The organism is Lysobacter tyrosinilyticus (assembly GCF_054779815.1).
In genome coordinates this window covers 234,320-259,683 of sequence record NZ_BAAGXN010000003.1, presented here as the reverse complement: position 1 = coordinate 259,683, position 25,364 = coordinate 234,320, and the positions used below count along the sequence as shown (strand labels likewise).

Annotated in this window: 24 protein-coding genes and 1 pseudogene; 9 read left to right on the top strand and 16 right to left on the bottom strand. The window is 63.9% G+C overall.

Annotation, left to right across the window (positions count from 1 at the left end; translation table 11 throughout):
- Positions 1-218: 218 nt before the first annotated feature.
- Genes ACYVGK_RS07985 through ACYVGK_RS07970 form a run of 4 tightly spaced genes read right to left on the bottom strand, consistent with a single transcriptional unit; the run spans position 219 to position 3,244 of the window.
- A complete protein-coding gene (locus tag ACYVGK_RS07985) occupies positions 219-1,136 on the bottom strand; it encodes a GNAT family N-acetyltransferase (RefSeq protein ID WP_460732830.1) in 918 nt (305 codons plus the stop codon).
- Positions 1,133-2,386, bottom strand: coding sequence for a JmjC domain-containing protein (locus ACYVGK_RS07980; protein ID WP_460732829.1), 1,254 nt, complete (start codon positions 2,384-2,386; stop codon positions 1,133-1,135). The genes ACYVGK_RS07985 and ACYVGK_RS07980 overlap by 4 nt, the downstream gene beginning before the upstream one ends.
- Before the next feature lie 54 nt (positions 2,387-2,440).
- A complete protein-coding gene (locus tag ACYVGK_RS07975; RefSeq protein WP_460732828.1) occupies positions 2,441-2,842 on the bottom strand; it encodes a VOC family protein in 402 nt (133 codons plus the stop codon).
- 30 nt (positions 2,843-2,872) lie between these two features.
- Positions 2,873-3,244, bottom strand: a complete 372-nt coding sequence (locus ACYVGK_RS07970) for a winged helix-turn-helix transcriptional regulator (protein WP_460732827.1) — start codon at positions 3,242-3,244, stop codon at positions 2,873-2,875.
- Positions 3,245-3,392: 148 nt separating this feature from the next.
- Between ACYVGK_RS07970 and ACYVGK_RS07965 the strand changes: the two genes are divergently transcribed.
- The gene (locus tag ACYVGK_RS07965) at positions 3,393-4,505 is read left to right on the top strand and encodes an NAD(P)H-dependent flavin oxidoreductase (RefSeq protein ID WP_460732826.1); all 1,113 of its coding nucleotides are present in this window, start codon (positions 3,393-3,395) and stop codon (positions 4,503-4,505) included.
- Positions 4,502-5,116, top strand: a complete 615-nt coding sequence (gstA, locus tag ACYVGK_RS07960; RefSeq protein WP_460732825.1) for a glutathione transferase GstA — start codon at positions 4,502-4,504, stop codon at positions 5,114-5,116. The genes ACYVGK_RS07965 and gstA overlap by 4 nt, the downstream gene beginning before the upstream one ends.
- 107 nt (positions 5,117-5,223) lie before the next feature.
- Here gstA and purB read toward each other — a convergent pair whose 3' ends face one another.
- The gene (gene purB, locus ACYVGK_RS07955) at positions 5,224-6,594 is read right to left on the bottom strand and encodes an adenylosuccinate lyase (protein ID WP_460732824.1); all 1,371 of its coding nucleotides are present in this window, start codon (positions 6,592-6,594) and stop codon (positions 5,224-5,226) included.
- 179 nt (positions 6,595-6,773) lie between these two features.
- Here purB and ACYVGK_RS07950 point away from each other — a divergent pair, with 179 nt between their 5' ends.
- Complete coding sequence (locus ACYVGK_RS07950; RefSeq protein ID WP_460732823.1) at positions 6,774-8,186, top strand: class II fumarate hydratase; 1,413 nt, start codon at positions 6,774-6,776, stop codon at positions 8,184-8,186.
- A gap of 78 nt (positions 8,187-8,264) precedes the next feature.
- On the opposite strand, the gene ACYVGK_RS07945 is transcribed toward ACYVGK_RS07950, so the two are convergent.
- The 6 genes from ACYVGK_RS07945 to ACYVGK_RS07920 are packed head-to-tail and all read right to left on the bottom strand — an operon-like array spanning position 8,265 to position 12,478.
- Positions 8,265-9,134, bottom strand: coding sequence for a YggN family protein (locus tag ACYVGK_RS07945; RefSeq protein ID WP_460732822.1), 870 nt, complete (start codon positions 9,132-9,134; stop codon positions 8,265-8,267).
- A 26-nt stretch (positions 9,135-9,160) separates the two neighbouring features.
- Positions 9,161-9,802, bottom strand: coding sequence for a hypothetical protein (locus tag ACYVGK_RS07940; protein WP_460732821.1), 642 nt, complete (start codon positions 9,800-9,802; stop codon positions 9,161-9,163).
- Positions 9,803-9,828: 26 nt separating this feature from the next.
- Positions 9,829-10,875, bottom strand: a complete 1,047-nt coding sequence (locus ACYVGK_RS07935) for an ABC-2 transporter permease (RefSeq protein WP_460732820.1) — start codon at positions 10,873-10,875, stop codon at positions 9,829-9,831.
- Positions 10,872-11,756, bottom strand: a complete 885-nt coding sequence (locus ACYVGK_RS07930) for an ABC transporter ATP-binding protein (RefSeq protein ID WP_460732819.1) — start codon at positions 11,754-11,756, stop codon at positions 10,872-10,874. Before ACYVGK_RS07930 ends, ACYVGK_RS07935 begins: the two co-directional genes overlap by 4 nt.
- Entirely contained in the window at positions 11,753-12,124 is a 372-nt protein-coding gene (locus ACYVGK_RS07925) for a GntR family transcriptional regulator (protein WP_460732818.1), read from the bottom strand. Before ACYVGK_RS07925 ends, ACYVGK_RS07930 begins: the two co-directional genes overlap by 4 nt.
- A 3-nt stretch (positions 12,125-12,127) precedes the next feature.
- Positions 12,128-12,478 (bottom strand): hypothetical protein, encoded by a 351-nt coding sequence (locus ACYVGK_RS07920; protein ID WP_460732817.1) that lies wholly within the window; start codon positions 12,476-12,478, stop codon positions 12,128-12,130.
- Positions 12,479-12,983: 505 nt separating this feature from the next.
- On the opposite strand from ACYVGK_RS07920, the gene ACYVGK_RS07915 reads away from it, so the two are divergent.
- From ACYVGK_RS07915 to ACYVGK_RS07895, 5 genes are all read left to right on the top strand, one after another.
- Positions 12,984-13,925, top strand: coding sequence for an FKBP-type peptidyl-prolyl cis-trans isomerase N-terminal domain-containing protein (locus ACYVGK_RS07915; RefSeq protein ID WP_460732816.1), 942 nt, complete (start codon positions 12,984-12,986; stop codon positions 13,923-13,925).
- A 97-nt stretch (positions 13,926-14,022) separates the two neighbouring features.
- Positions 14,023-14,805 carry an FKBP-type peptidyl-prolyl cis-trans isomerase gene (locus ACYVGK_RS07910; protein WP_460732815.1) on the top strand — a complete coding sequence of 261 codons (783 nt, stop codon included), beginning with the start codon at positions 14,023-14,025 and terminating at the stop codon, positions 14,803-14,805.
- Between the two features lie 148 nt (positions 14,806-14,953).
- The gene (locus ACYVGK_RS07905; protein ID WP_460732814.1) at positions 14,954-16,303 is read left to right on the top strand and encodes a UDP-glucose dehydrogenase family protein; all 1,350 of its coding nucleotides are present in this window, start codon (positions 14,954-14,956) and stop codon (positions 16,301-16,303) included.
- 16 nt (positions 16,304-16,319) lie between these two features.
- Positions 16,320-16,553, top strand: coding sequence for a SlyX family protein (locus ACYVGK_RS07900; RefSeq protein WP_460732813.1), 234 nt, complete (start codon positions 16,320-16,322; stop codon positions 16,551-16,553).
- A gap of 22 nt (positions 16,554-16,575) precedes the next feature.
- Positions 16,576-17,211: a DUF2058 domain-containing protein gene (locus ACYVGK_RS07895; protein ID WP_460732812.1), complete on the top strand. Its 636-nt coding sequence runs from the start codon at positions 16,576-16,578 to the stop codon at positions 17,209-17,211.
- Positions 17,212-17,230: 19 nt separating this feature from the next.
- Here ACYVGK_RS07895 and ACYVGK_RS07890 read toward each other — a convergent pair whose 3' ends face one another.
- The 5 genes and pseudogenes from ACYVGK_RS07890 to ACYVGK_RS07870 all read right to left on the bottom strand — a co-directional run.
- Entirely contained in the window at positions 17,231-18,286 is a 1,056-nt protein-coding gene (locus ACYVGK_RS07890) for an acyltransferase family protein (RefSeq protein WP_460732811.1), read from the bottom strand.
- A 57-nt stretch (positions 18,287-18,343) separates the two neighbouring features.
- Complete coding sequence (locus ACYVGK_RS07885; RefSeq protein WP_460732810.1) at positions 18,344-18,997, bottom strand: hypothetical protein; 654 nt, start codon at positions 18,995-18,997, stop codon at positions 18,344-18,346.
- Positions 18,998-19,178: 181 nt separating this feature from the next.
- Positions 19,179-21,869, bottom strand: coding sequence for a methionine synthase (gene metH / locus ACYVGK_RS07880; RefSeq protein ID WP_460732809.1), 2,691 nt, complete (start codon positions 21,867-21,869; stop codon positions 19,179-19,181).
- A complete protein-coding gene (locus ACYVGK_RS07875) occupies positions 21,869-22,966 on the bottom strand; it encodes a homocysteine S-methyltransferase family protein (RefSeq protein ID WP_460732808.1) in 1,098 nt (365 codons plus the stop codon). Before ACYVGK_RS07875 ends, metH begins: the two co-directional genes overlap by 1 nt.
- Before the next feature lie 43 nt (positions 22,967-23,009).
- A pseudogene (locus ACYVGK_RS07870) lies at positions 23,010-23,936 on the bottom strand (ArsR/SmtB family transcription factor); the annotation flags it as partial.
- A 115-nt stretch (positions 23,937-24,051) separates the two neighbouring features.
- On the opposite strand from ACYVGK_RS07870, the gene ACYVGK_RS07865 reads away from it, so the two are divergent.
- Positions 24,052-25,248, top strand: coding sequence for an acyl-CoA dehydrogenase family protein (locus ACYVGK_RS07865; protein WP_460733445.1), 1,197 nt, complete (start codon positions 24,052-24,054; stop codon positions 25,246-25,248).
- The last annotated feature ends 116 nt before the right edge of the window (positions 25,249-25,364 follow it).

Genomic DNA, 25,364 nt, shown 5'->3' with positions numbered 1-25,364 from the left:
CGGGCTGCGGGGGACGCGAAAGGGTCAAAATTATAGCCGCAGCCCATGTCGCGCTGCATCAAGCGTCATCGCATAAGCGCGGAGGCCGTCACCCCTGGGTGATTGGGGCGGACTCGGAGAGACCAAGTGCCGGGCGGAAACGAAGTGTTGTTTTTCCGCTGAAAACGCGGGAAAAACCGCTGAATCGGAGCGAATTCAGGGCTGTATGGGCGCCCTGATCAGATCCCCAGCGTCCGATACTCTGTGCAGGACCGTGCCCGCTCCCATACCGGCTCGAACGTGCCTTGCAGCTGGCGGGCCCGGGCCGGTTGATCGATGCGGGTCTCGCCCTCGGGCCGGTGGCCGAGCGTACGAAAGTACCAACCGCCCCGATCATTGGCCACGAAAGCTGCTGCGTAGGCGCGGTCCACCGGTTCCTCGATCACCCGGAACAGGAAGGCGCTAGGCAACCGCTGCGCCAACCCGATCAGCGGGGCGTGTGCGGACTGCGGTGCGGTGGCGTCCTGCAACAGGATGTGAGCAACGCCGCGATTGGTGCCGAAGCGGCGCAGGGCCGCCAGAACGTCCGGATGGTCGAGCAGGCCGGGATCGAGTTCGCGACTGTAAATCCACAGTTCCCGACGTGCGGTGCCGATCACGCCCAGCAGCGCGGCGATGGCGGCGTCGTGCGTCTCCACGGGATTGGTGGCATCGAGCAGGCGCCGCATCGCCTGGTGCTCGATCCCGGCTTCGACAAAGCGCTCGCCATAAGGGAGAAAGCCGTGTCGGGCATAGAAGTTGATCGCCGTGGCCTGGGCATGCAGCGAAACGTCGTGCAAGTCCAATTCGCGTGCCTTTTCGATCAGCGCCTGCAGCAGTGCATCGCCCACGCCGCGACCGCGCCAGTCCGCCAATACGGCCATGCGGCCGATCTTGTGTTCCGGTGTGAGTCGGCCGGTGCCGATGGCCGTGCCTTGCGCATCGCGGGCGATGACGTGATGGCATTGCGGATCGAGCTCGTCCAGCTCGAGTTCGAGCGGCACACCCTGTTCCTGGACGAAGACCGCCTCGCGTACTGCGCGCAGTTGCGGCAACGCGCTTTCATAGTCGACGACTTCGACCGTAAAGGTCGGCTCCTGGGCGCTGACGACGCTCATTCTTCTTCCTCGCCCCCGATGTCCAGGCTGTAGTGCCCGGCCTCCAGCAGTTCGTGGACGCGGTCGCGCCCCGCTTCGGAGAGCGCCGCATAGGCAGCCCCGTCGATCCCCTTGCTGTTAGCAACGGATTTGGCATCTCGGACCGGCAAATCGTAGGTCTGGCCGTTGACGTACAGCCGGGCGCCGCTCCGTGCCGGTGATTGGGCCTTTCGCCAGGCCATGCGCGAATACGGGTGCCGCGCCAGCGTCGCGCCGTGCTGCAAGTCCCACTCGATTTCGATGCGCGAGCGCGTGTCCGGTGCGGCCATTACTTCGCCGGCATTGCGATAGAGGGTGATGAAGCGGCCGAACCAGTCGCCGAGCCGCTCCGGATCGTTCATGCGCAGCATGTTCAACGCTTCGATCGCGCGACGCATCGCGTCGTCGTCGATTTGCGCGGGATCCTTGGTCGGTGCCAGATCGGGATCGGAATAGCGCAAGCCCTCGTCAGCATCGGCCGCGAGCGAGTCGACGAAGTCGCCTAGCAGTTCGGCTGCGCTCGGCGCGCGCATGCCGACCGAGAACGTCAGGCACGCGTCTTCGGCGACGCCGTGGTGCGGAACGCCCGGCGGCAGGTACAGCATGTCGCCGGGGCGCAGCAGCCAGTCGTGCGTGGCGTTGAATTCGCGCAACAGCTTGATGTCGACGTCATTGCGGAACTCGAGTGGAGGATTGTCCGACGCATCGATCTGCCAGCGACGATGACCCTGCGCCTGCAGCAGGAACACGTCGTACTGATCCACGTGCGCGCCAACCGAACCACCCGGCGCAGCGAAGGAAATCATGATGTCGTCGATGCGCCAGCGCGGCAGGAAGTCGAAGGCGTCGAGCAGGGCGGCGACGTCGCTGTCCCACTTGTCGACGTCCTGCACCAGCAGGGTCCAGTCGTGATGGGGCATCGCGGGGAACATCGCTTCCTCGAACGGCCCGTGGCGCACCATCCAGCCGTCGCGTTCGCGATCGTGGGCGATGATGCGCGAGAGCGTGCCTTCCTCGCAGGCGAGGCCGGCGAGGTCCTCGGGCTGGACCGGCGATTCGAAACCGGGAAATGCATTGCGGATCAGCAGCGGCTTCTTCTGCCAGTAGTCGCGCAGGAAGCGCGCCGGCGGCATGCCCAACGGGGGCAGGGCGGAAGCGTCAACTTCGATCGGCAGCGCCGTGGTCTTGCCAGCGCTGGTGCGGAGGGGCTGCTTGGTTTTCTGTCGGGCCATGAATGCGTGTCGGTGAGGTTGTGTCGGTTGAACGAGTGAGCTTTTTGGCGTGGCTCAGTTCGTCGCGATCTCGTCGTAGCCGTGATCGCGGAATTCAATCAGGCACCAGCCGTGGCCATAGGGGTCGGCGATCTGCACGATCCGGCCCCAGCGGGCATCGCGCGTCGGGCCTTCCTGCACGGCCCCCGCGGCAATCGCGCGCGCCAAGGTGGCGTCGAGATCATCGACGGCCAGGTCACAGTGCACAGGCGTCCAGTGGCGCGCATAGCTGCGAGACGAATCGCCAGCGCCAATGCTGTCTTCCGGCTTGGCCAGCAGGTACAGCGGTGCTTCCAGTCCCAGCAGTTCCAGAGCGTCGGAACCAAAGCGGCGACCAGGATGCAGACCAAAGGCGGCCGTGTAGAAGGCTTCCGCCGTCGCGACCTCAGGGACGTCGATGTTGAGCAGCAGCTTCACGGTAACGGCCCTGTCTTGGGGCCGCGCATTCTACTTCGCCGCTGGTTTGCGGCATGTAGCCAAACCGTTCTTGAGCTTCATGCCGACGTCGATCAGGGCCTGGATCGCTGGAACCAGCTCGCGGCCGAGTTCGGTCAGGGCGTACTCGGCCGAAGGCGGCGAAGTGTCGAGCAGATGGCGCGTGATGAGGCCCTTGGATTCCAGCTCGCGCAGACGCGCGCTCAATACGCGTGCGGAAATCGGCGGAATGTCGTGGCGCAACTCGCCGAAGCGGCGCGGGCCGGCGCTGAGGTACCAGATGACGTTCGGGGCCCAGGCGCCGTGCAGCAGCTTCATGCATTCGGTGAGCGGGCACAGCGGCACCGGTTCGATGACCTTGCTCTTGCGCAGGGGCAGGCCCATGAAAACGATCCTCGTTGGCGTGGTTGTCCGCGCGAAACGCGGTAACCGGAGGGATACCACAATCGCCTGGTTACAACCAGTTAGATGGTATGCATCAGTAACTAGGTGGGCATAGGATACGCCCCTCGCCACAATGCAGGGACTGCAGATGACAGGATTTCCGGACAGCGAAGCCACACGTCGTCTTGGCATCGAGCACCCGATCGTCCAGGGGCCGTTCGGCGGCGGGCTGTCCACTGCGTTGCTCGCCGCCACGGTGTCCAACCACGGCGGCTTGGGCTCGTTCGGCGCGCACATGCTCGCGCCCGAGCGTATCGGCCCGCTGACTGAAGAGATCTATGCACTGACTGGCAAGCCGTTCGCCTTGAACCTGTGGGTCTCCGACCACGATCAGGGCGGCGATCAGGTCGACCTGGTGACTTTCGAGCGCGGCTGGCGGCTGTTCGAGCCGTATTTCCGCGAACTGGGCGTCGAAAAGCCAAGGCTGGCTCTGGCCGAACGGGGGCATCCGCGCTTCGACGAGCAGATCGATGCGTTGCTGGAGGCATCTCCGCCGGCTTTCAGTTTCGTCTTCGGCATTCCCTCCAAGACGGTGCTGGACGAATGCCGTCGCCGCGAGATCGTCACCATCGGCGCCGCGACGTCGATCGCCGAAGCATTGGCTCTGGAAGCCGCCGGTGTCGATCTGATCGTAGCGACCGGTGCGGAAGCGGGTGGCCATCGACCGTCATTCCTGGCCAAGGCAGAGGAATCGTTGATGGGCACATTCACTCTCGTGCAACTGATCAGTGCGCGAGTGAAGACGCCGGTAATCGCCGCGGGCGGCATCGCGGACGCACGCGGAATACGCGCCGCCTTTGCGCTCGGCGCGCAGGCCGTGCAGATCGGCACGGCGTTCCTGGCCTGCCGGGAGTCCGGCACGACCGACGCACACCGCGAGCTGCTCTTCAGCCAACGCGGGCAGCACACCACGCTTACGCGCGCGTTCACCGGGCGCCTTGCGCGCGGCCTGCGCAATAGGTGGACGGAAGAAATGGCACCACGCGTTGAACTGCTACCGCCATTTCCGACCACCAGTTGGTTCGTCTCGAAGCTGCGGCCCGCCGCCATTGCCGCGGGCCGCACCGATCTGATCTCTCTCTGGGGCGGCCAGATCACTCCCAATCTTCAGCACCGCACCGCCGCGGCGCTGATGCAGTCGTTGTTGTCCGACCAGGACATTTCCATCCAGCAATCCCACCAAGAGGAAGTCACAGCATGAAGCTCTATTACTCCCCCGGCGCCTGCTCGCTGTCCCCCCACATCGTCGCGCGCGAACTCGGTATCGACCTGGCCCTGGAAAAGGTCGACACCAAGACCAAGCAGACCGAATCCGGCCGCGACTTCCTGCAGGTCAACCCGAAGGGTTATGTGCCCGCGCTGGAGCTGTCCAACGGCGAAGTGCTGACCGAAGGCCCCGCGATCGTGCAGTACCTCGCCGACCGCAAGCCTGAAGCGAAGCTCGCGCCTGCCAACGGCACGTTCGAGCGTGCGCGCCTGCAGGAAACCCTGGGCTACATCAGTACCGAATTGCACAAGACCTACACGCCGCTCTTCTATCCGACCACGACGGCGGAAGTGAAGCAGGAGCGCAAGGACTACCTGCGCAAGCGTTACAACCTGATCGAACAGACGCTTGCCAAGCAGCCGTATCTGCTGGGCAACGAATTCAGCGTGGCCGATGCCTACCTGTTTACGGTTACCAATTGGGCCGGTCATGTCGACCTGGATCTGTCCGAGTTCAAGGCCCTGAATGAATTCCAGCAGCGCGTGGCGTCGCGTCCGGCAGCGCAGGCAGCGTTGCGGGCAGAAGGCCTGATCAAGGCTGCCTGAATCACGCAGCAGTAAACCAAAGGGCCGCACGGATGCGGCCCTGACGTGGGCCTAAGAAAAAGGGCCGCATGGATGCGGCCCTTCTTTATGCCTGGTGATGGCCCGGCTCAGATTTCCCGGGCCAGGCGATCCGCCACGCCGATGTAGCTGCCCGGTGTCATTTCGAGCAGGCGCTGCTTCGCATCCGCAGGCAGCTCGAGCGAAGCGATGAATTCGCGCATCGAGGCTTCGTTGATGCCATGGCCACGGGTCAGTGCCTTCAGCTGTTCGTACGGATTCGGCAGGCCGTGGCGTCGCATGACCGTCTGCACGGCTTCGGCGAGCACTTCCCAGGCCGCGTCGAGATCGGCGGCCAGGCGTTCCGGATTCACGCTGAGCTTGTTCAGGCCACGCTGCAGCGATTCGAAACCGATCAGCATGTGGCCGAAGGCGGTGCCCAGTGCGCGCAGCACGGTGGAGTCAGTGAGGTCGCGCTGCCAGCGGCTGATCGGCAGCTTGGCGGCGAAATGCTCGAACAGCGCGCTGGCGATGCCGAAGTTGCCTTCCGCATTCTCGAAGTCGATCGGGTTGACCTTGTGCGGCATGGTCGAGCTGCCGACTTCGCCGGCCTTTACGGCCTGCTTGAAGTAACCCTGTGAGATGTAGCCCCAGATGTCGCGGCACAGGTCGATCGCGATGGTATCGATGCGCTTGGACACGTCGCACAGTTCGGCGACGCCGTCATGCGGTTCGATCTGAGTGGTGTAGGGCTGCCAGGTCAGGTCCAGGGATTCGACGAAGCGACGCGAGAAGTTGCTCCAGTCGATATCGGGATAGGCGGCCACATGCGCGTTGTAGTTGCCGACGGCGCCGTTGATCTTGCCGGGCATCGGCAGACCTGCCAGCACTTCACCCTGGCGCTGCAGGCGGGCGACGACGTTGGCGAGCTCCTTGCCCACCGTGGTCGGCGAGGCGGTCTGGCCGTGGGTGCGCGACAGCATTGGCACCGTCGCGTATTCGTGCGCCATCGCGCGCAGCTTCTGGATCAGTTCGTCCAGCTTGGGCAGCAGCACTTCCTGGCGCGCTTCGTTGAGCATCAGCGAGTAGCTGAGGTTGTTGATGTCTTCGCTGGTGCACGCGAAGTGGACGAACTCGAGCGCGGGGCCGAGCTCGGCATCGTCCTTCAGCTTTTCCTTGATCAGGTATTCGACGGCCTTGACGTCGTGATTCGTGGTGCGCTCGATCTCCTTCACCCGCGCGGCATCGGCGACCGAAAGGCTGTCGGCCAGGGCGCGCAGCTTGGCCACTGCCGTGGGCGAGAAGGGCTTGAGCTCGGCGATGCCGGCCTCGTCGGCCAGCGCCAGCAGCCACTCCACTTCGACCTTCACGCGGGCCTTGATCAGGCCGAATTCGGAAAAGATCGGGCGCAGGGCGTCGACCTTGCCGGCGTAACGGCCATCGAGCGGGGAGAGGGCGAGGAGCTGGGTTTCGACGGACATGGCGAGTGGGGGCAGCGAAGGCAAACCGCGATTCTACAACCTTGGCCCGGTTGGGCCGGGTTGGCTGGTCCGAGCGACCGCCATGGGCTTGCGCTCGCCGGTTACAGGCTGCTGCGTTCCGCTGAAGCCCTGATCGGGCGGCGTAAGCTAGGTCCAGGTATGAGACAAGGAGAGATCGAATGGCGAAGAAGGCCAGCGGCTTCCGCCTGGAGCACGACAGCATGGGCGAGCTGCGCGTCCCTGCCGATGCCCTGTGGGGCGCGCAGACGCAGCGGGCAGTCCAGAACTTCCCGGTCTCCGGCACGCCGATGCCGCGTGAGTTCATCCGGGCATTGGGGCTGATCAAGGCCGCGGCAGCGGAGGTCAACGGTGGCTTCGGCCTGCTCGGCAAGAACGCCGCGGCGGCCATCCGGTCCGCGGCACTGGAAGTCGCCGAGGGACGCCATGACGCCCAGTTCCCGATCGACGTGTTCCAGACCGGTTCGGGCACTTCGAGCAACATGAACGCCAACGAGGTGATCGCGACGCTGGCCACGCGCAGCGGGCGGGCGAAAGTCCACGCCAACGATCACGTCAACCTCGGGCAGAGCTCCAACGATGTCATCCCGACGGCGATCCGCGTCTCCGCGCAACTGACGGTGACAGAACAGCTGCTGCCGGCACTCAAGCACCTGCGCAAGACCATAGAACGTCGCGCCAGGTCGCTGGGCAAGGTGACCAAGACAGGGCGCACGCATCTCATGGATGCGATGCCGCTGACTTTCGCGCAGGAGTTCGGGGCATGGGCTTCGCAACTCGCGTCCGCTCAGGGCCGGATCGACGATGCGCTGAAGCGTCTGCGGCGCCTGCCCATTGGCGGCACCGCGATCGGCACGGGCATCAATGCCGATCCGCGCTTCGGCCGGACAATGGCCAGGAGTCTGTCGTCGCTGGCAGGCGTGAAGTTCGAGTCGGCTGCCGACAAGTTCGAAGGCCTGGCGGCCCAGGACGACGCCGTGGAGTTGTCGGGTCAGCTCAGTGCGCTTGCGGTCGCGCTGATGAAGATCGCCAATGACCTGCGCTGGATGAATTCCGGGCCGCTCGCTGGCCTCGGCGAAATCGAATTGCCGGCCTTGCAGCTGGGCAGCTCGATCATGCCAGGCAAGGTCAATCCGGTAATCCCCGAATCGCTGGCCATGGTGTGTGCGCAGGTGATGGGTCACCACACCGCGATCACGATCGCGGGGCAGAGCGGCAATTTCCAGCTCAATGTGATGCTGCCGCTGATCGGCTATGACCTGCTGGATTCGATCCGCCTGCTATCGAGTTCGATGCAGTTGCTTGCGGACTCCGCCATCGCCGGTCTGCGTGTGCGCGAGGAGCGCGTGCGCGAGGCGCTGGACCGCAATCCAATCCTGGTGACGGCGCTCAATCCGATCATCGGTTACGAGAAAGCGGCGGCGATCGCCAAGCAGGCCTACAAGGAAGGTCGTGCGGTTCTGGATGTGGCTGTGGAGCGCAGCGGCTTGACCGAAAAGGAGCTGCGCCGGTTGCTCGATGCGCACGCGTTGACGAAGGGGGGTATTCACGGCGGTAGTTCGGGAGGAGGCTGACCGCCTGGAGATGGACAAGGTTGGATCCGCCGACACCGGCATGCGACGGATCCAACCCGTCCTGAAACACGAAACGACTCAGTGGGTCTTGTTGTCGCTCTTGCTGTCCGTGGCAGTGGCTTCTGCAGCGCGCTCCGCCTCATTGCGGGCGGTCTCGCGCACTGTTTCACGGACAGTTTCGCGCACCGTCGATTGGACCTCGTCGCGGACGGCCCGGGCTTCGTCACCGACCTCCGACAGCTCACGAACATCTGCGTCGGTTTCTACTCTGGTCCGTCCCGACTCGTCGTTGTCCTTCATGCAGTCGTCGACGTCTTCCTGCGTCATCGTCGCGTAGGGCTTGAACGCCGGCAGCGAAGCGGCGAGCTTCTGCTGCGAGGCCATCATGTCGGGCAGGTGTCCGCACAGCTTGGCAGCCGACAGTTTGATCTTCTCGGCCTCGGTTTCCACGCTCTTCTCGATATCGTTCTCCGACTTCCCAGAGAAGATGCCCTTGAACGCTTCGCCGACAGCCTTGGTGGCCAAGTCCGCGCCCTGCACGCCGATTTCCATGCCGGCCTCGGCAACGCCGATCACGTGTTGGCGGTACTCCAGTAGCATCGTGCGCTGCTCGGCATTGATGGCGACGGCCTTGCCATCGATCAACAGATCGCCTTGCGGCGTGATTTCGCCCTTCGGGCCCTTGGCGTCCCGGCTCTCGTTGTCACTCATGACGGTGACGCCACGGTCGCCGCTGTGAATGTGGATGTCGCCGAGACTGATGTTTTCGTGCGCCATTTTTTCGCGTGCCTGGCGGAGTTCACCTTCGACCATCCGGCCCAGCGCGCTGGTCGGTTGCGAAGCTGGCGCGGTCGGCGAGGTCTTGGCCGCCGACGAAGGCGCGTTGGCCTGGCATGCGGCCATCGAGGCAAATAGCGCCGTGCAGGCAAAAATGCGAATCCTGTTCATTGCCATGTTTCCTTGGTGGTGGCGGCTCAGCGCGCCGCCAGGTCTTTGCGGATGTCGCGCTCGCAATTCTCGACGTCGTCGCTGTCGAGGGTCGCGTAGGGCCGGAACTCGGTCACGCTCGCGGCCAGCGCCTGTTGCGAATCCCGCAGCTGCGGCAGACGATGGCAGATCTGCAGCACCATCGGCTGGATTTCCCGCTGCACCGTCGCCTCCACCCGGCGTTCAAGACTGCCGGTGAGCCCGCCCACGATGAGGCGGAACAGCGAGACGTCGGTGGTTTCGATCGCGAGCATCGCCGCGCGTTCCCCGGCATCGATGCCGGTTCTGGCGATGTCGATGACCTGCGAGCGGTAGTCCAGCAGTTGTCGGCGTTGCCGGGTGTCGACGGTGACCGCCTTGCCGTCGATCAACAGGTCACCGCTTGGGGTGATCTCGCCTTTGGCGAGATTCCGGCGCTTCATGGCCTCGTCTTTGTCTTCCTTGCCGAAATGCAGGCCGTCGAGGGACAGGTTCTCGCTGTCCAGCTTGGAGCGCGCCTGCGCCATTTCGGTACGAACTTCCTGCCGGGCTTCGTCGAGATCCTTCGCGACTTCAGTCCGCACCGTACCGGCTTGCGCGACTAGCGGCGAAAGGGCGACGAGCATGGCTGCGATGTGCTTACGGTTCATGGTCATCCTCGTTTTGGACCGGGGCATCAGTTGTCGTCGCGCCAGCGGCGCAGGCGGATGGCGCCGTAGATCATCACCAGGCCAGCAACCGCTCCAATCCAGAGGTCCGGCATGGTCAGGGTGTGCATGGCGCTCGCAGCGGACATCTGGTGCAGCGCGGTGTCGAGGTCGCCGGCCTGGGTGTAGTTGTCGTGATAGAGCAGATCCATGCCGGGGAAGGTGCCGCCCAGCACACGACCCACGATGTTCGCCCAGTACCAAGACGAATTCAGATCGAACAGCTTGGTCAGGTCGAACCAGCTCACGAACACGCCGGAGAACACCGGAATCATGATTGCCCACAGGAACGGCTTGCTACGCGACCAGGCCGAGCACAACAGCAGCCACCCGACGGTTGGCAGTGCCCACAGCGCATACACAGGAATGGCGATCAGGTAGGCAGCGACCACGGACAGCGGGCTGCCAGGTCCCCACAGCAGCGTGATGGGGTTGCCGCCGTGGATCAGCACGACAACGCTCAGGATCGTCATGAATCCGATCATGGTGGCCAGTGCGGCGCCCACGGCCATCACCGGTGCGACCAGGAGCGCGCTGATGCCCTTCGAGATCACGGTGTCGCGGTCGGAAATCGGCAGCGACTTCCAGAACAGCACGCTGCGATCCTTGCGGTCGTCGTACAGCGCGCCGAGGCAGTAGAAGAACACCACGAAGCCAAGCACGATGAAGGGCCAGGAGGAGGCGAAGAACAGGCTCACGTCGATGCCGTTGCCTAGCTTCGCCATTTCCTCGGGACCGAGGCGTCCGGTCAGCGCACCGAAGTCGAGGCCATTGATCACCACTTCGCCGTCGACCATCAGCTTGTGGCCTTCGGCGATGGCACGGCGTGCGGCGATCTCGCCAAAGATGAGGCCGAGGATCGTGAGCAGCAGCGAAATGCCGCCGGCCACGAGCGGAGCCCACATGAAGCCGCCCTTGTGCTCCCAGAATTCGCGCTTGAGCAGCAGCTTCAACTTGTGCGTGGGGTGGGGCGCAGCCACAGGGGCGCGGACATGGGTTTCTGCAACGGCGTTCATGCGTAGGTCCCCTTCATGGTGGCGACGAACAGGTCGGCCAGGCCCGGAATCCGGGTTTCGCCGTAGCCGGCGAGGCGTTCCTGATCGATGCCGTCGAACAACATCACGATCTTGCCGAACGGCAGGGCGCGTTCGTCGATGGGCTTGAGGCTGCGGACCTCATCGGCCTTGTCGGCGTTGATCAGCACTTCGACATAGCGCTCGCCGATCGCTTCCATCGGCGCGTCGAGCACGATCTTGCCGTCGCGGATGAACATCACGTCGGTGAGGATGTGCTCGATCTCTTCCACCTGGTGGGTGGTGACGATGATGGTCTTCTCCTCATCGAAGTAGTCTTCCAGCAGGCGCTGGTAGAACTGCTTGCGGTAGAGGATGTCGAGGCCGAGCGTCGGCTCGTCGAGTACCAGCAGCTTGGCGTCGATGGCCATGACCAATGCCAGGTGCAGCTGCACGATCATGCCCTTGGACAGTTCGCGTACGCGCAGGTCGGGCTTGAGCTGGGTGTGGGCGAGGAAGCGTTCGCACTTGGCGCGGTCGAAGCGGGGATGCACGCCGGCGACGAACTCGATGGCTTCCTTCACCTTGATCCAGCGCGGCAGCACGGCCACGTCGGCGATGAAGCAGACATCGCTCATCAGATCATCGCGCTGGGTGCGCGGATCGCGGCCGAGGACGGAGAGTTCGCCTTCGAACGGGATCAGGCCGAGCATCGCCTTGAGGGCGGTGGTCTTGCCGGCGCCGTTGGGACCGATCAGGCCGATGATGCGGCCGGTGGGGATCTGGAAGGTGGTGCCGTCGAGCGCGAGCTTGTTCTTGTAATGCTTGCGCAGGCCACGAGCGTTGACGACGGTGCCGACGGAGGTCTGGGTGGCGGCGTTCACTGGGCACCGTCCTTGGCAGTCGTGAGGAGCAGCTCCTCGATCTTCAGACCGAGGCGGTTGATGCGCTCCACGACTTGTGGCCATTCCTCGCGCAGGAAGCGTTCACGTTCGTTGAACAGCAACTTCCTTGCGGCTTCTTCGGTGACGTACATGCCAAGTCCCCTGCGTTTTTCTACGAGTGCCTCGTCCGCCAGTTCCTGATAGGCGCGCGAGACGGTGATTGGATTGAGCTGGTACTCGGCGGCGACCTGCCTCACGGAAGGCAGGGCATCGCCGGGCTTGAGCAGGCCATCGAGCATCATTGCGATGACGCGCTCCTTCAGCTGGCGGTAAATGGGAGCGCTATCGCTCCACTGGATCGAGGTCATGGTTCAGCCCCGCGGCGAGAAGGAGAAATACGGCATGACGAGGGTCTGCCGGCGGTGGCGCGAGCCCTTGCGAGGCTCGAGCTGGGTGGTTTGGGCTTCCATGTCCCGGTCCGCATCGAGTGCCAGCGCCGAAGCGGCGGCACTCATGTTGAGAGCATCAGCGGACAGCGCGACGGCCTTGGCCAGCGAGCCGATTCCATCGGCAGGCTGACCGGCCGCAGCCGGGTGGGGGAGTTCCTGCGACAACACCTGCACTGGCGTCGGGGTGGCGGGCACGGCAACCATCAGGGCGATGGCCAGTGCGGCGCCAGAGGCCGTGAGGGCAGAGAGCGAGTGGCGGAGCTTGCGGTTCATGGCGAACGTCCTGCTCGTTGGTAGACCGGTGTTGTATGCAACTATAACACCTAAACACGTAGCGTCAACTACGGACTGACCCAACTAAAGTCATGGGTCTTCGAGGGCTTGCGAGCCCGTCGTTTTTTCTTGAAAAACAGGTGGTTAGCCCGCCGGGCGGGCTCCAGGCTCTCTGGGCTGGGGCTAGGAGGCCTCGGGTAGGCGATCCGGTCGATGGGCCAAGTGCGCGCTCGAGAAGCGTCCCCTGGACAGATTCGCGGGGGAGCTGCCGGCAGTGGAAACGATCAGGGGCAAGCGAGGAATTGGTCGACTCCAGGGTCAGCAATCCCGCGAGTGCATCATCCATGCAGCAATCCTGCTGCGTGCGCTGTGTCGCGAAGCGCAATTCGCCTCGCTTGCGGAACTTGTACGCAATATTGATGTTCCGCATTGCCCATGCCGCTGGCGCCCGCGACAATAGCCGCTTCGCGTCGCGACAGCGCCGCGTCCACCATCAGGAGTCTTCATGAAGTCTTTGCTGCGCGGCATCGCTGCGCTGATGACCACTGCGGCCGTGCTGTTCAGCACCGCTGCTTTCGCCAATGACAAGACCGTACTTGCTACCGATCGTGACAAGGTCAGCTACATGGTCGGCAGCGATATCGGACATTCCATCGCGCCCGTGGGGCCTGATGTGGACATGGCGGCTTTCGAAAAAGCCATTCGCAATGCGTTCGCCGGCGGAAAGCCGTTGCTGACTCCTGAAGAAGCCAAGTCCACGGGACAGGCGCTGATGGTGCGCATTGGTTCGCGCAATGGCCGCCCTGCACCGGATGGCAAGGTGCCTGAAGTGGCGAAGGACAAGGTGGGTCTGCTTGTCGGCACCGACGTGGGTCGTTCGTTGGCACAGATCCAGGACGAAATCGACATGTCCGTCTTCCTGCAGGCGGTGCGTACGACGCTGGGCAACGGCAAGTCGCTGCTGAGCGAAGACGAACTCACAACCATTCGCCAGGCCTTCTCGCAGAAGGTTCAGGCCAAGATGCAGGCCAAGGCAGCCGCGGCCGCTGAGACGAACAAGACGGAAGGCGCAGCGTTCCTCGCCAAGAACAAGTCGGTGAAGGGCGTGTTCACCACGCCATCCGGCCTGCAGTACATGGTGCTGCGCCAGGGCGCCGGTCCGCGTCCCGCTGTCGGCGACAAGGTCAGCGTCAACTATCAGGGCACGCTGTTGAATGGCACTGTCTTCGACAGTTCCTACGAGCGCGGCCAGCCGGCCGAATTCGGTCTCGACCAGGTCATTCAGGGGTGGAAGGAAGGTCTCACCCTGATGCCCAAGGGCGCGAAATACCGCCTCTGGGTTCCCGGCGACCTCGCTTACGGAGCCCAGGGCATGCCCCAGGGAGGGATCGGCCCGAACTCCACGCTGGTGTTCGATGTCGAACTGCTGGCGATCCTGCCCCAGTAACCCTTCAGCTACTTAGCAATCGCGCGTCGCGAAGTGACGTTAAACCGGGCGCGCCCTCGTGCCCGGTCCTGCCCAAAACGATTTTCAGGAGCATTCGATGACCCGTTTTTCCCGCCACGCTTCCGTGGCCTTTGCCGCGGCCGCCCTGGCCGTGACTGTGACCGCCTGTAACCCGCCGGCCGACAAGGCCAAGTCCGATGCCAAGACCGAAGAAGCCGGAAAGGCATTCGGTCCCGAGATTCCTGGACTGGCCACCAAGAAGGACAAGGTCAGCTACATGATCGGCATGCAGATGGGCAAGTCGCTCGATCAGGTGAAGGATGAAGTCGACGTCGACCTCATCACGAAGACGCTCAAGGCCACCGTCGCAGGCGAGAAGCTGCTGATGGACGACAAGCAGGCCCAGCAGATCGCGGAAGCTTTCGGCCAGGAAATGCAGGCCAAGCAGCTCGAGAAGATGATCGCCGACGCGAAGAAGAACAAGGAAGCGGGCGACAAGTTCCTCGCCGAGAACGCCAAGAAGCCGGGCGTGAAAACCACGCCGTCGGGCCTGCAGTACCAGGCGATCACCGAAGGCACCGGTCCGAAGCCGAAAGACAGCGACATCGTGAAAGTGCACTACAAGGGCACGCTGCTCGACGGCAAGACGTTCGACAGCTCGTACGATCGCGGCCAGCCGGCCACGTTCCCGCTGGGTGGCGTGATCCCGGGCTGGCGCGAAGGTCTGGCCCTGATGCCGGTCGGCAGCAAGTACAAGCTGTGGATCCCGGCTTCGTTGGGTTATGGCGAAGCTGGCACGCAGGGCGGCCCGATCGGCCCGAATGCCACGCTCACGTTCGAAGTCGAACTGCTCGAAATCGTGAAGCCGGAAGCCAAGTAAGCTTTCGGGTCTCGATCAACGTGGCGGCTTCACCAGAGATGAAGCCGCCACTGCTTAAGGTTGCCGGCCGTCGCCTGCAACCTGCGGCCCGGGCACAGCAAGACCGCGTCCGTGATCCGCTCTCCAGCTTTGGCAAGGAAACGAGTTAATGCGCGTCACCATCTTCGGCACCGGCTATGTAGGCCTCGTCACCGGAACCTGCCTGGCGGAAGTCGGCCATGACGTGGTCTGCGTCGATATCGATACAGCCAAGGTCGAAGGCCTCAACAACGGCGTCATTCCGATCTACGAGCCGGGCCTGGAGCCGATGGTCAAGGCGAATCACGCCGCCGGCCGCCTGAACTTCACTACCGACGCCGCGGCCGCAATCCAGCATGGCAACACGATCTTCATCGCCGTAGGCACGCCGCCCGATGAGGATGGAAGCGCGGACCTGAAGTACGTGCTCGCTGTGGCGAAGACGATTGGCCAGAACATGACGCGCCCCTCGGTCATCGTCGACAAGTCCACCGTTCCCGTAGGTACCGCCGACAAGGTCCGCGCCGTGATCGCGGCCGAACTTGCCGCGCGTGGTGAGCGGGTCGAATTCGACGTCGCCTCCAATCCCGAATTCCTGAAAGAGGGCGATGCGGTCAACGACTGCATGCGTCCAGACCGTATCGTGATCGGTGCCAGCAGCCCGGCGTCGGTCGAACAGCTCAAGCGCCTGTATGCGCCGTTCAATCGCAACCACGAGCGCATCGTGGCCATGGACGTGCGCTCGGCCGAACTGACCAAGTACGCCGCCAACGCGATGCTGGCGACGAAGATCAGTTTCATGAACGAAATGGCGAACATCGCCGAACGCGTCGGAGCGGACATCGAACAAGTGCGCCAGGGCATCGGTTCGGACCCTCGCATCGGATACAGCTTCATCTATCCGGGTGCCGGCTATGGTGGTTCGTGCTTCCCCAAGGACGTGCAGGCGCTGGAGCGCACTGCGAAGCAGTATGGCTACACGGCTCAAATCCTCGGCGCGGTCGAAGCGGTCAACGCGCGCCAGAAGCATCGCCTGTTCGAACTGATCAACGACCATTACGACGGCAATGTCGCCGGCAAGACCATCGCGGTATGGGGCCTGGCCTTCAAGCCGAATACCGACGATATGCGCGAAGCCTCGAGCCGCACCCTGCTTGCGCTGCTCTGGGAGGCTGGCGCGAAGGTTCGTGCCTACGATCCCGAAGCCAGCCATGAGGCGGGGCGGATCTTCGGCGAGCGCGATGACCTCCTGCTGTGCGGATCGGCGCGCGAAGCACTGGATGGCGCCGATGCACTGGTTGTCGTCACAGAGTGGAAGCAGTTCCGCAGCCCGGATTTCGCTCGTCTGCAGACCACGCTGACCGACAAGGTAATCTTCGACGGTCGCAACCTGTACGAGCCAGCCGAAGTCGAGCAGGCCGGGATCGCCTACTACGGCATTGGTCGCGGGCGCTCGATTCGCGGCAACGGTTTGGCCTGATTTCTTCGTTACCTCGATGACTCCGCAAGAACTCGAACATCGCCTCGCCGACCTGGAAACGCGTGTAGCCTTTCAGGAGCAGGCCCTACTCGAACTCAGCGACGCGCTTGCCGCGGCGCGAGGCGAGGAGGCTCGCACCGCGTTGCTCCTGCACCGTGCGTTGGAGGAGTTGAGGTCGATCCGTACCACGCTGTCTTCGGGACCGGTTACCGGCGATGCGTCGCTGGAACCGCCGCCGCCGCATTACTGACCCCTGCAAGTAGCCTCAAGCAATGAGCGATAGTCTTCGCGATCAACTTCTCGGCCTCGGCTTCAAGCCGGCGCCCAAGCCGGAACGCCCCGCAGGCAAGAAGCCCACGGGCCCTCAGGCCAAGCCGCATCAAGGCAAGCCGTCGCACGGCAGGCCCAGCCACGTGCGCCAGGGCGAAGCCGCTTCGAACAAGCAGCCGCGGCCACCGCACAAGCCTGGCGCGCGCAAGCGCGAGGACATCGACCTCGCGAAGGCGTACGCGATGCGCGCGCAACGCGAGAAGGACGACCGCATCGCTGTCGAGGCGGCCAAGCAGGAAGAGGCGCGCAAGCGCCGCGAAGCTCGTGCAAAGCTGACCGAGCTGGTTAAGGACAAGTCGCTCAACGTTGCCGACGCCGATATCGCACGCCATTTTCCGTACGGCGGCAAGATCAAGCGCATCTATGTCACTGCCGACCAGCTCAAAGCGTTGAACGCAGGCGAGTTGGGGGTGCTGCAGCTGGACGGGCGCTATGTACTGGTTTCGACCGAGCTTGTCGCACAGGCTGAAGAAATCTTTCCTGCCGCGATCGCGCTCAAGGTCGATCCCAATGCGCCGGCAGCGGATGATCCGTACAGCGATCCGCAGTACCAGGTGCCGGACGACCTGGTCTGGTAATCCACGCGACGCGCGACGGTCAGGTCGCCGGCTGCAATTGCGGTTGGGGCCGGCGCCTCCAATGCAACACCGGGCGCTCGATCAGGTGCCATGAAAGCATGGCGAGTAGCAGCGCGCAGGCCGTAGCGGCGGGGAACAGCATCAGCGGGCGGATATCGGGGAAGCAGGACACCCATGCCTGCTGCATGGGGAATCCATACAGGAACAGGCCGTACGAGTAGTCGCGATCGCTAGGCCAACGCATCGCGGGGAGCGCGTAGGCGAACCAGAACGTGAAGTAGAGACCGCACAGCACGGCTGCGGGCGCAAACCAGCGGGTTCCGTGCGCTGCCGCGGCGATCACGACGAGAGCGGCCAGCAACCAGTGCGAGACCGGAATGCGTTCTCGCCAATGCGCACACAGGGCGGCAAGCAGGTAGACCTGCGACAGGGCGCGGTAATCGCTCGTGTCAGGTTTTCCGCTCCACCATTCCCAACTGCCGTACAGCACCAGTGCCAGCGCGATGCAGGAAAAAAGCCATCGGCGTCGGACGATCGTCAACGCTGCCAGCAGTCCCAGATAGGCGTACCAGCGCACTTCAAGGCCGAGCGACCAGAGCGTGCCATTGACCACTTTGGGCAAGGCGTTTCCTTCAAACACACCGGGCAGCTCCCAGGACAGCGTAATGGGAAGCAGGTTGCCGGTCAGGTATTCCCAGGTCGTATCTGTGTGCAGATACGTCCCGATGGGCAGTCGGGTGAACGCGATACCGACCACGAACGTGCAGAACACCAGGCAGGCCAGATAGCCGGGGAACACCCGGACGATCCGATTGCGCAGATAGCGCAGCACGCCAGGCGTGCGCAGCAGGCTGAGGGTCACCAAATAGCCGCTGATCGCGAAGAACAGGTACACCGCGAAGTTCCCGGCATAGAAACCGGGAAGCAGCCGCTCCACCAGATCAATTTCTCCGGGACTATGGCGACTCAACGCATAGCTGTGCCCGTAGATGACCAGCAAAGCGGCCAGATGGCGCAACGGCAAGTAATTATCGGAGCGCGCGGTGAGGGCGCTGGCCAATGTAAGACGGGGCATGCTTTGGTCGTCATCCGTGGACTGCCCGCTGCGGGCCGTTGGTTCGGAGCCATTTTGTCAGAACAGTGGCTTTACGGCCCGGCGCAGCTTTGAAATGCCCAGGTCGCGAATCAAGCGATGCGAAGCATGGGGCAGGGGCGACTCGTCGATATCGTGGGGCGCAACGTTCTTGCCATGTACACCGGGCAGGAACTCGATGCCGGCCGCCGCATAGCAATGCTGGACCATCGCCGAGCAGTACAACGCGCCCTCCTGCGCGAGCAGGTTGCTGCGACCACGCAGCCGGGTGCTGTGCATGGCGAGTAGCGTGCCCGCGAGTTCGCGCAACGAATAACTCGACAAGCCAGAAAGCAGGTCCAGCGCGGCAACCTGCACCTGGCGCGTCTGCACATCGTCCAGCTGGAAATCGAGGATCGCCAGGTTGGGGAATGCTTCCGCATCGAAATAGCGCGCGGCGCGATTCTCCTGCACGCCCAGGCGGACCTGGCGGTAGCGCACGTCGAGGTCGGATTCGATCACCCACCAGTGCCCATCGCTGCGGCGCTCGCTGAAGATGAAGGCATGAGCCCAGAGGCTGCGATGCCCATCCGCGGTCAGCGGCGCCTGCGCCTTGCGGATCAACTTGTTGATCAGGTCGCGGCCGCCGCACAGGCCAATCCGGCCCGGTGCGGCGTGCTTTTCGATGAAGGCGGTGTTGCTGAGTTCGGTCACGGCGGGCAATTCTCGTAGCGCCGAGCCTGCTCGGCGTGCCTTCAGGTCGGCATGGAAGCGTGCCGGGCGCGGCCCGGCACTACATTCCGATCGTAATCGAGATCGCGCCGCGCCGCCGCGCCGCCTCAGTACTCACACATAGTGGTGTTCATCGCGCCGCCGCGCGTGGGAATGCTAGGCACTATTCCGGGTCGTAGTCGAGATTGGACGCCAGCCACCGCTCCGCCTGCGCCAGTGACACACCCTTGCGCTTCGCGTAGTCCTCGACCTGCTCCTTCGACACCCGACCAACCACGAAGTACTGGCTCTGCGGGTGGCTGAAGTAATAGCCCGACACTGCCGCTGCCGGATACATCGCGAAGCTCTCTGTGAGCTTCAATCCGGCATTGCGTTCGGCATCGAGCAGGCGGAACAGCGTCGCCTTCTCGCTGTGTTCGGGACAGGCCGGATAACCGGGAGCGGGGCGGATGCCGCGATACTCCTCGTCGATCAGCGCATCGTTGTCGAGAGTTTCCTCGGACGCGTAACCCCAGAAGTCCTTGCGCACGCGTTGATGCAGGTGCTCCGCGAAGGCTTCGGCGAAGCGATCGGCCAGGGCCTTCAGCAGGATCGCGTTGTAGTCGTCGTGGTCGGCCTCGAAGCGCGCGACGTGTTCCTCGATACCGATGCCGGCAGTGACCGCGAAGCCACCGATCCAGTCCTGCTTGCCGGAACCCTGTGGAGCGACGAAGTCGGCGAGGCAGAAATCCGGACGGTCCGCAGGCTTGTCCACCTGTTGGCGCAGGAAGCAGAGCCGTTCCGGCTTGCCTTCCACATCCACGACAAGGTCGTCGCCGCTGGAATTCGCGGGCCACAGCCCGAACACCGCCTTCGCGGTCAGCCATTTCTCATCAACGATGCGCTTGAGCATCGCCCTGGCGTCGCGATACAGCTCGCTGGCCTGCGTGCCGACGATTTCATCGGTCAGGATCGCCGGGAACTTGCCCGCGAGCTCCCAGGTGTTGAAGAAAGGCGTCCAGTCGATGTAATCGACCAGCTCGGCCAACGGATAGTCATCGAAGACATGCAGGCCGGGCTGCCTAGGCGCGACTGGCGTGTAATCCGCCCAGTCACCACGGAATTTCTGCCCGCGCGCCTTCTCCAGCGATACCAGTCGCTTGCCGTCGCCGCGCTGCTTGTGACGTTCGCGGATCTCCGCATAGTCGGCGTCGTTCGCGGCCACGAACGGGGCACGCAGGTCGGCGCTGATCAGCGATTGCGCCACGCCAACGGCGCGTGAGGCGTCCTTCACCCACACCGTGGGTGACTTGTAGTGCGGATCGATCTTGAGCGCCGTGTGCGCACGCGAGGTCGTCGCACCGCCGATCAGCAGTGGCATCTGGAAGCCTTGGCGCTGCATCTCACGCGCCACGTGGCTCATTTCCTCCAGCGACGGCGTGATCAAGCCCGACAGGCCGATCAGGTCGGCGTTTTCGGCCTTTGCCCGATCGAGAATGGTCTGCGCGGGCACCATCACGCCGAGATCGACCACTTCGAAATTGTTGCAGGCCAGTACCACGCCGACGATGTTCTTGCCGATATCGTGCACGTCGCCCTTGACCGTGGCCATCACGATCTTGCCGTTCGACTTGCCGACATCGCCGGTGCGCAGCTTTTCCTCCTCGATGTAGGGCAGGAGGTAGGCCACCGCCTTCTTCATCACGCGTGCCGACTTCACCACCTGCGGCAGGAACATCTTGCCGGCGCCGAACAGGTCGCCGACCACGTTCATGCCATCCATCAGGGGGCCTTCGATCACGTCGAGCGGGCGCGTGGACTGTGCGCGTGCCTCTTCCGTATCTGCCTCGATGTATTGGTCGATGCCGTGCACCAGCGAGTGCGACAGGCGCTCGCGCACCGGCTTCTCGCGCCAGGCGAGGTCTTCGGTCTTCTTCTCGCCCTTCTTGCCCTTATAGCGGTCGGCGATCTCGAGCAGACGCTCGGTCGAATCGGGGCGACGGTTGAGCACCACGTCCTCGACGCGCTCGCGCAGCAGCGGATCGAGATCGTCGTAGAGAGGCAGCGCGCCGGCATTGACGATGCCCATGTCCATGCCGGCCTTGATCGCGTGGTACAGGAAGACCACGTGGATCGCCTGACGCACCGGCTCATTGCCGCGGAACGAGAATGACACGTTCGACACACCGCCGGAGACATGGCTGAACGGGAAGCGCCGCTTCAACTCACGCGTGCCCTCGATGAAGGCCACGGCGTAATCGTTGTGTTCTTCGATGCCGGTGGCGACCGCGAACACGTTCGGGTCGAAGATGATGTCTTCGGGCGGGAAGCCGATCTGCTCGGTCAGCAGCTTGTAGGCGCGCGAGCAGATCTCGACCTTGCGTTCGATCGTATCGGCCTGACCGACCTCGTCGAAGGCCATGACCACGACCGCCGCGCCGTAGCGGCGCACGAGCCGGGCCTGCCGCAGGAATTCGGCCTCGCCTTCCTTCATCGAGATCGAATTGACGATGCCCTTGCCCTGCAGGCACTTCAGGCCGGCCTCGATCACGCTCCACTTGGAGCTGTCGACCATCACCGGAATGCGGGCGATGTCGGGTTCGGCGGCGATCAGGTTGAGGTAGGTGACCATCGCCTGCTCGGAATCGAGCAGGCCCTCGTCCATGTTGACGTCGATGACCTGCGCGCCGCTCTCGACCTGCTGGCGCGCTACGACGACGGCCTCGTCGTAGCGGCCTTCGAGGATGAGTTTCTTGAACTGCGCCGAGCCGGTGACGTTGGTGCGCTCGCCGACGTTGACGAAATTGCTCTGCGACGTGATCTGCAACGGCTCGAGGCCGCTGAGGCGGGTCTGGCGGGGGAGGACTTGCGACATCAGGCGGCATCCAGCAACTGCGGCACCTTCCGTGGCGTGATCGGGGCGACCGCGCCCGCGATCGCGGCGATGTGGGCTGGCGTCGTGCCGCAGCAGCCGCCCACGAGATTGAGCAGGCCCGCTTCGGCGAATTCGCGCAACACGGCGGCCATGTCCTCCGGCGTCTCGTCGTAGCCACCGAAGGCGTTGGGCAATCCGGCGTTCGGATGCGCGCTGACGTTCGTATCGGCGACCTGCGCCAGCACGTCGACGTGGGCGCGCAGATCCTTGGCACCCAATGCACAGTTGAGACCGATCGCGAGCGGCTGGGAATGGCGTACCGAGTACCAGAATGCTTCGGCGGTCTGGCCGGACAAAGTGCGGCCCGAGGCATCGGTGATCGTGCCGGAGATCATCACCGGCAGACGTCCGCCGCGTGCCTCGAAGGCCTCTTCAATGGCGAACAGCGCCGCCTTCGCATTGAGCGTGTCGAAGATGGTCTCGACCATGATGATGTCGGCACCGCCATCGATCAGGCCGTCGGTGGCTTCGCGATAGGCCACGCGCAATTCGTCGAAGCTGATCGCCCGGAAGCCAGGGCGGTTCACATCGGGGCTCAATGAAGCCGTGCGGCTGGTCGGACCGAGCACGCCGATCACGAAGCGCGGCCGCGACGGGTCACGGGCTTCGGCGACATCGCAGGCCTCGCGGGCAAGGCGGGCTCCGGTCTCGTTGAGTTCGCGGGCCAGGTGCTGCAGGCCGTAGTCCTCGAGCGAGATCGTGGTCGAGTTGAATGTGTTTGTTTCGAGCAGGTCGGCGCCTGCATCCAGGTACTGGGTGTGGATTTCCCGGATGATCTCGGGCCGGGTCAGGCTCAGTAGATCGTTGTTGCCGCGCTGGTCGCGCGCGCAGCCGCAGGCTTCGCCGTGGGCGTGGTCGTCAGACGCATGCTGGTCGTCATAACCGTCGGCGAAGCGGGTGCCGCGATAGTCGGCTTCCTGCAGTTCGTACTGCTGGATCATCGTGCCCATCGCGCCGTCGATGACGAGGATGCGCTCGTGCAGCAGGCGCTGCAGCGCTTCGACACGGGCGGGGTGCAGCCAGGGGAGGGTATTCATCTCAGTGCTTCTTGGGCTTGCGCGCCGCAGCGCCGGCTTCGACCGGCTTGTGCGCCATCAGGGTGATCACTTCGAAGTGCGGCGGACGGCGTTCGCGGGTGACGGTTTCGCAGCTGGTGATTTCAAATCCCGCCTTGGTCACGAACTTCTGCAATTCCTTCTCGGCGAAGCCCAGATTCACGTGGCCATAGGCTTCGACCGTGTGGCGATGCTCGTGCTTGGCAAGGCTGGTCAGTAGCAGGCGGCCGCCCGGGCGCAGGATGCGCGCGGCTTCGGCGACGGCCTGCGCTGGATGCTCGGAATAGGTGAGGGCGTGCATCAGCACGACGAGGTCGAACTGTGCCGCGGCGAACGGCAACGCATGCATATCGCCTTCGCGGACTTCCACGTTCTCCAGCTTGCGCAAACGCTCGGAGGCGGCGAGCACGACCTTGGTGCTGGAGTCCAGGCACACGTAGCGATTGGAATGCGGCGCCAGCAGCTCGGCCAGCACGCCATCGCCCGAGGCGATATCGAGCACGTCACCAGGCTGCAGCAGCGGCAGGGCCGAGCGCGCCAGGGCTTCCCAGGTCCGGCCCGGGGAGTAGTGGCGCTCCATGTCGCCGGCTACGGAGTCCGCCCAGTTCTGCTCGTTGGCGCGTGCCGCCAGGACACTGGCCACGCGGTCGCGGTCTTGGCGCAGCAGGGGGTCGTCGCTGCCTTCGCGTAGGGTCTGCCACAGCGCCAGCTGGGCGGCATCCAGGGCGCTTTCCTCGAAGCGGTAGTAGGCGGACACGCCGGAGCGTCGATCGCGCACCAGTCCGGCTTCCTTGAGCTTGGACAAATGCGTGGACACGCGCGGCTGCGCCAGACGGGTGATCGCCGACAATTCGGCGACGGTGAGTTCCTCGCGTTCTAGCAGGGCGAGCAGCCGGACGCGGGTGGCGTCGGCGAAAACCTTGAGACGTGAGGACCAGCCTTCGAGATCCATGGGGTACGGCCTTTTATCAACCTATCGCGATATAGCGATAAGTGTGAGCCGGGCTGGGCGTTCGGTCAAGAAACGCAAGGGAATAAGCTGGGGTTATTTCGCGCTCAGGGCTACAATTCGCGTCTTCGCCGAGTCACTTAAGGGTACTGACGTGGATTTCCGCTTCACCGAAGAGCAGTTGATGATCCAGGACGTGGCGCGCCGCATCGCGCAGGAGAAGATCGCGCCGAGCGCCGAACACCACGACCAGACCGGCGAATTCCCGCTGGCGAACATCCGGACCCTTGGTGAGAACGGTCTGATGGGTATCGAAGTGCCGGCCGAATACGGCGGCGCGGGCATGGACCCGATCAGCTACGTACTGGCCATGATCGAGATCGCCGCAGGCGACGCCGCGCACTCGACCATCGTGTCGGTCAACAACTCGCTGTTCTGCAACGGCATCCTGAAGTTCGGCACCGAGGCGCAGAAGCAGCTGTACGTCCGCGCCATCGCCGAAGGCCGCGAGATCGGCGCCTTCGCTCTGACCGAACCGCAGTCGGGCTCCGACGCCACTGCGATGCGCTGCAAGGCCGTGAAGCAGGCCGATGGCACCTACATCGTCAACGGCAAGAAGAGCTGGATCACCTCCGGTCCGGTCGCCAAGTACATCGTGCTGTTCGCGATGACCGATGCCGACAAGGGCGCGCGTGGCATCACCGCCTTCATGATCGATACCACCAAGCCCGGTTTCCACCGCGGCAAGACCGAACCCAAGCTCGGCATCCGCGCCTCGGCCACCTGCGAGATCGAGTTCGCCGACTACGTGGTCCAGGCTGACGAAGTGCTGGGCCAGGAAGGCGAAGGCTTCAAGATCGCCATGAGCGTGCTCGATGCCGGCCGTATCGGTATCGCTTCGCAGGCGCTGGGCATCGCCCGCGCCGCGTACGAGAAGACCATCGAGTACGTGAAGGAGCGCAAGGCCTTCGGTGCGCCGATCGGCACCTTCCAGATGACCCAGGCCAAGATCGCCGACATGAAGTGCAAGCTTGACGCAGCCACGCTGCTGACGCTGCGCGCGGCCTGGCAGAAGGGCGAGTTCGAGAAGGGCGGCGCCCGCTTCAGCAACGAAGCCGCCATCGCCAAGCTGACGGCTTCGGAAGCCGCCATGTGGATCACCCATCAGGCAGTGCAGATTCACGGCGGCATGGGTTATTCGAAGGAAATGCCGCTGGAGCGTTATTTCCGCGACGCCAAGATCACAGAAATCTACGAAGGCACCAGCGAAATCCAGCGCCTGGTCATCGCGCGTAACGAAACCGGATTGCGCTAAGCAGTCGCCTCAAAGGCCCGCGCCAAAAGCGCGGGCCTGATTGCATTGCCCCGCTGTTGAAGTATTTGCACTAACTGTCGTTTACGTACCAACTGCTTTTCTGCACCAACCCCTCA

What these genes read in the sequence shown, in the direction of transcription:
- ACYVGK_RS07940 (WP_460732821.1), bottom strand. Translation starts at nt 9,802, where the DNA reads ATGAACCGTAAGCACATCGCAGCCATGCTCGTCGCCCTTTCGCCGCTA.
- ACYVGK_RS07950 (WP_460732823.1), top strand. Translation starts at nt 6,774, where the DNA reads ATGGCGAAGAAGGCCAGCGGCTTCCGCCTGGAGCACGACAGCATGGGC.
- ACYVGK_RS07875 (WP_460732808.1), bottom strand. Translation starts at nt 22,966, where the DNA reads ATGAATACCCTCCCCTGGCTGCACCCCGCCCGTGTCGAAGCGCTGCAG.
- ACYVGK_RS07915 (WP_460732816.1), top strand. Translation starts at nt 12,984, where the DNA reads ATGAAGTCTTTGCTGCGCGGCATCGCTGCGCTGATGACCACTGCGGCC.
- ACYVGK_RS07905 (WP_460732814.1), top strand. Translation starts at nt 14,954, where the DNA reads ATGCGCGTCACCATCTTCGGCACCGGCTATGTAGGCCTCGTCACCGGA.
- ACYVGK_RS07965 (WP_460732826.1), top strand. Translation starts at nt 3,393, where the DNA reads ATGACAGGATTTCCGGACAGCGAAGCCACACGTCGTCTTGGCATCGAG.
- ACYVGK_RS07910 (WP_460732815.1), top strand. Translation starts at nt 14,023, where the DNA reads ATGACCCGTTTTTCCCGCCACGCTTCCGTGGCCTTTGCCGCGGCCGCC.
- ACYVGK_RS07945 (WP_460732822.1), bottom strand. Translation starts at nt 9,134, where the DNA reads ATGAACAGGATTCGCATTTTTGCCTGCACGGCGCTATTTGCCTCGATG.
- ACYVGK_RS07920 (WP_460732817.1), bottom strand. Translation starts at nt 12,478, where the DNA reads ATGAACCGCAAGCTCCGCCACTCGCTCTCTGCCCTCACGGCCTCTGGC.
- ACYVGK_RS07890 (WP_460732811.1), bottom strand. Translation starts at nt 18,286, where the DNA reads ATGCCCCGTCTTACATTGGCCAGCGCCCTCACCGCGCGCTCCGATAAT.
- ACYVGK_RS07980 (WP_460732829.1), bottom strand. Translation starts at nt 2,386, where the DNA reads ATGGCCCGACAGAAAACCAAGCAGCCCCTCCGCACCAGCGCTGGCAAG.
- metH (WP_460732809.1), bottom strand. Translation starts at nt 21,869, where the DNA reads ATGTCGCAAGTCCTCCCCCGCCAGACCCGCCTCAGCGGCCTCGAGCCG.
- ACYVGK_RS07895 (WP_460732812.1), top strand. Translation starts at nt 16,576, where the DNA reads ATGAGCGATAGTCTTCGCGATCAACTTCTCGGCCTCGGCTTCAAGCCG.
- ACYVGK_RS07935 (WP_460732820.1), bottom strand. Translation starts at nt 10,875, where the DNA reads ATGAACGCCGTTGCAGAAACCCATGTCCGCGCCCCTGTGGCTGCGCCC.
- purB (WP_460732824.1), bottom strand. Translation starts at nt 6,594, where the DNA reads ATGTCCGTCGAAACCCAGCTCCTCGCCCTCTCCCCGCTCGATGGCCGT.
- ACYVGK_RS07970 (WP_460732827.1), bottom strand. Translation starts at nt 3,244, where the DNA reads ATGGGCCTGCCCCTGCGCAAGAGCAAGGTCATCGAACCGGTGCCGCTG.
- gstA (WP_460732825.1), top strand. Translation starts at nt 4,502, where the DNA reads ATGAAGCTCTATTACTCCCCCGGCGCCTGCTCGCTGTCCCCCCACATC.
- ACYVGK_RS07925 (WP_460732818.1), bottom strand. Translation starts at nt 12,124, where the DNA reads ATGACCTCGATCCAGTGGAGCGATAGCGCTCCCATTTACCGCCAGCTG.
- ACYVGK_RS07985 (WP_460732830.1), bottom strand. Translation starts at nt 1,136, where the DNA reads ATGAGCGTCGTCAGCGCCCAGGAGCCGACCTTTACGGTCGAAGTCGTC.
- ACYVGK_RS07900 (WP_460732813.1), top strand. Translation starts at nt 16,320, where the DNA reads ATGACTCCGCAAGAACTCGAACATCGCCTCGCCGACCTGGAAACGCGT.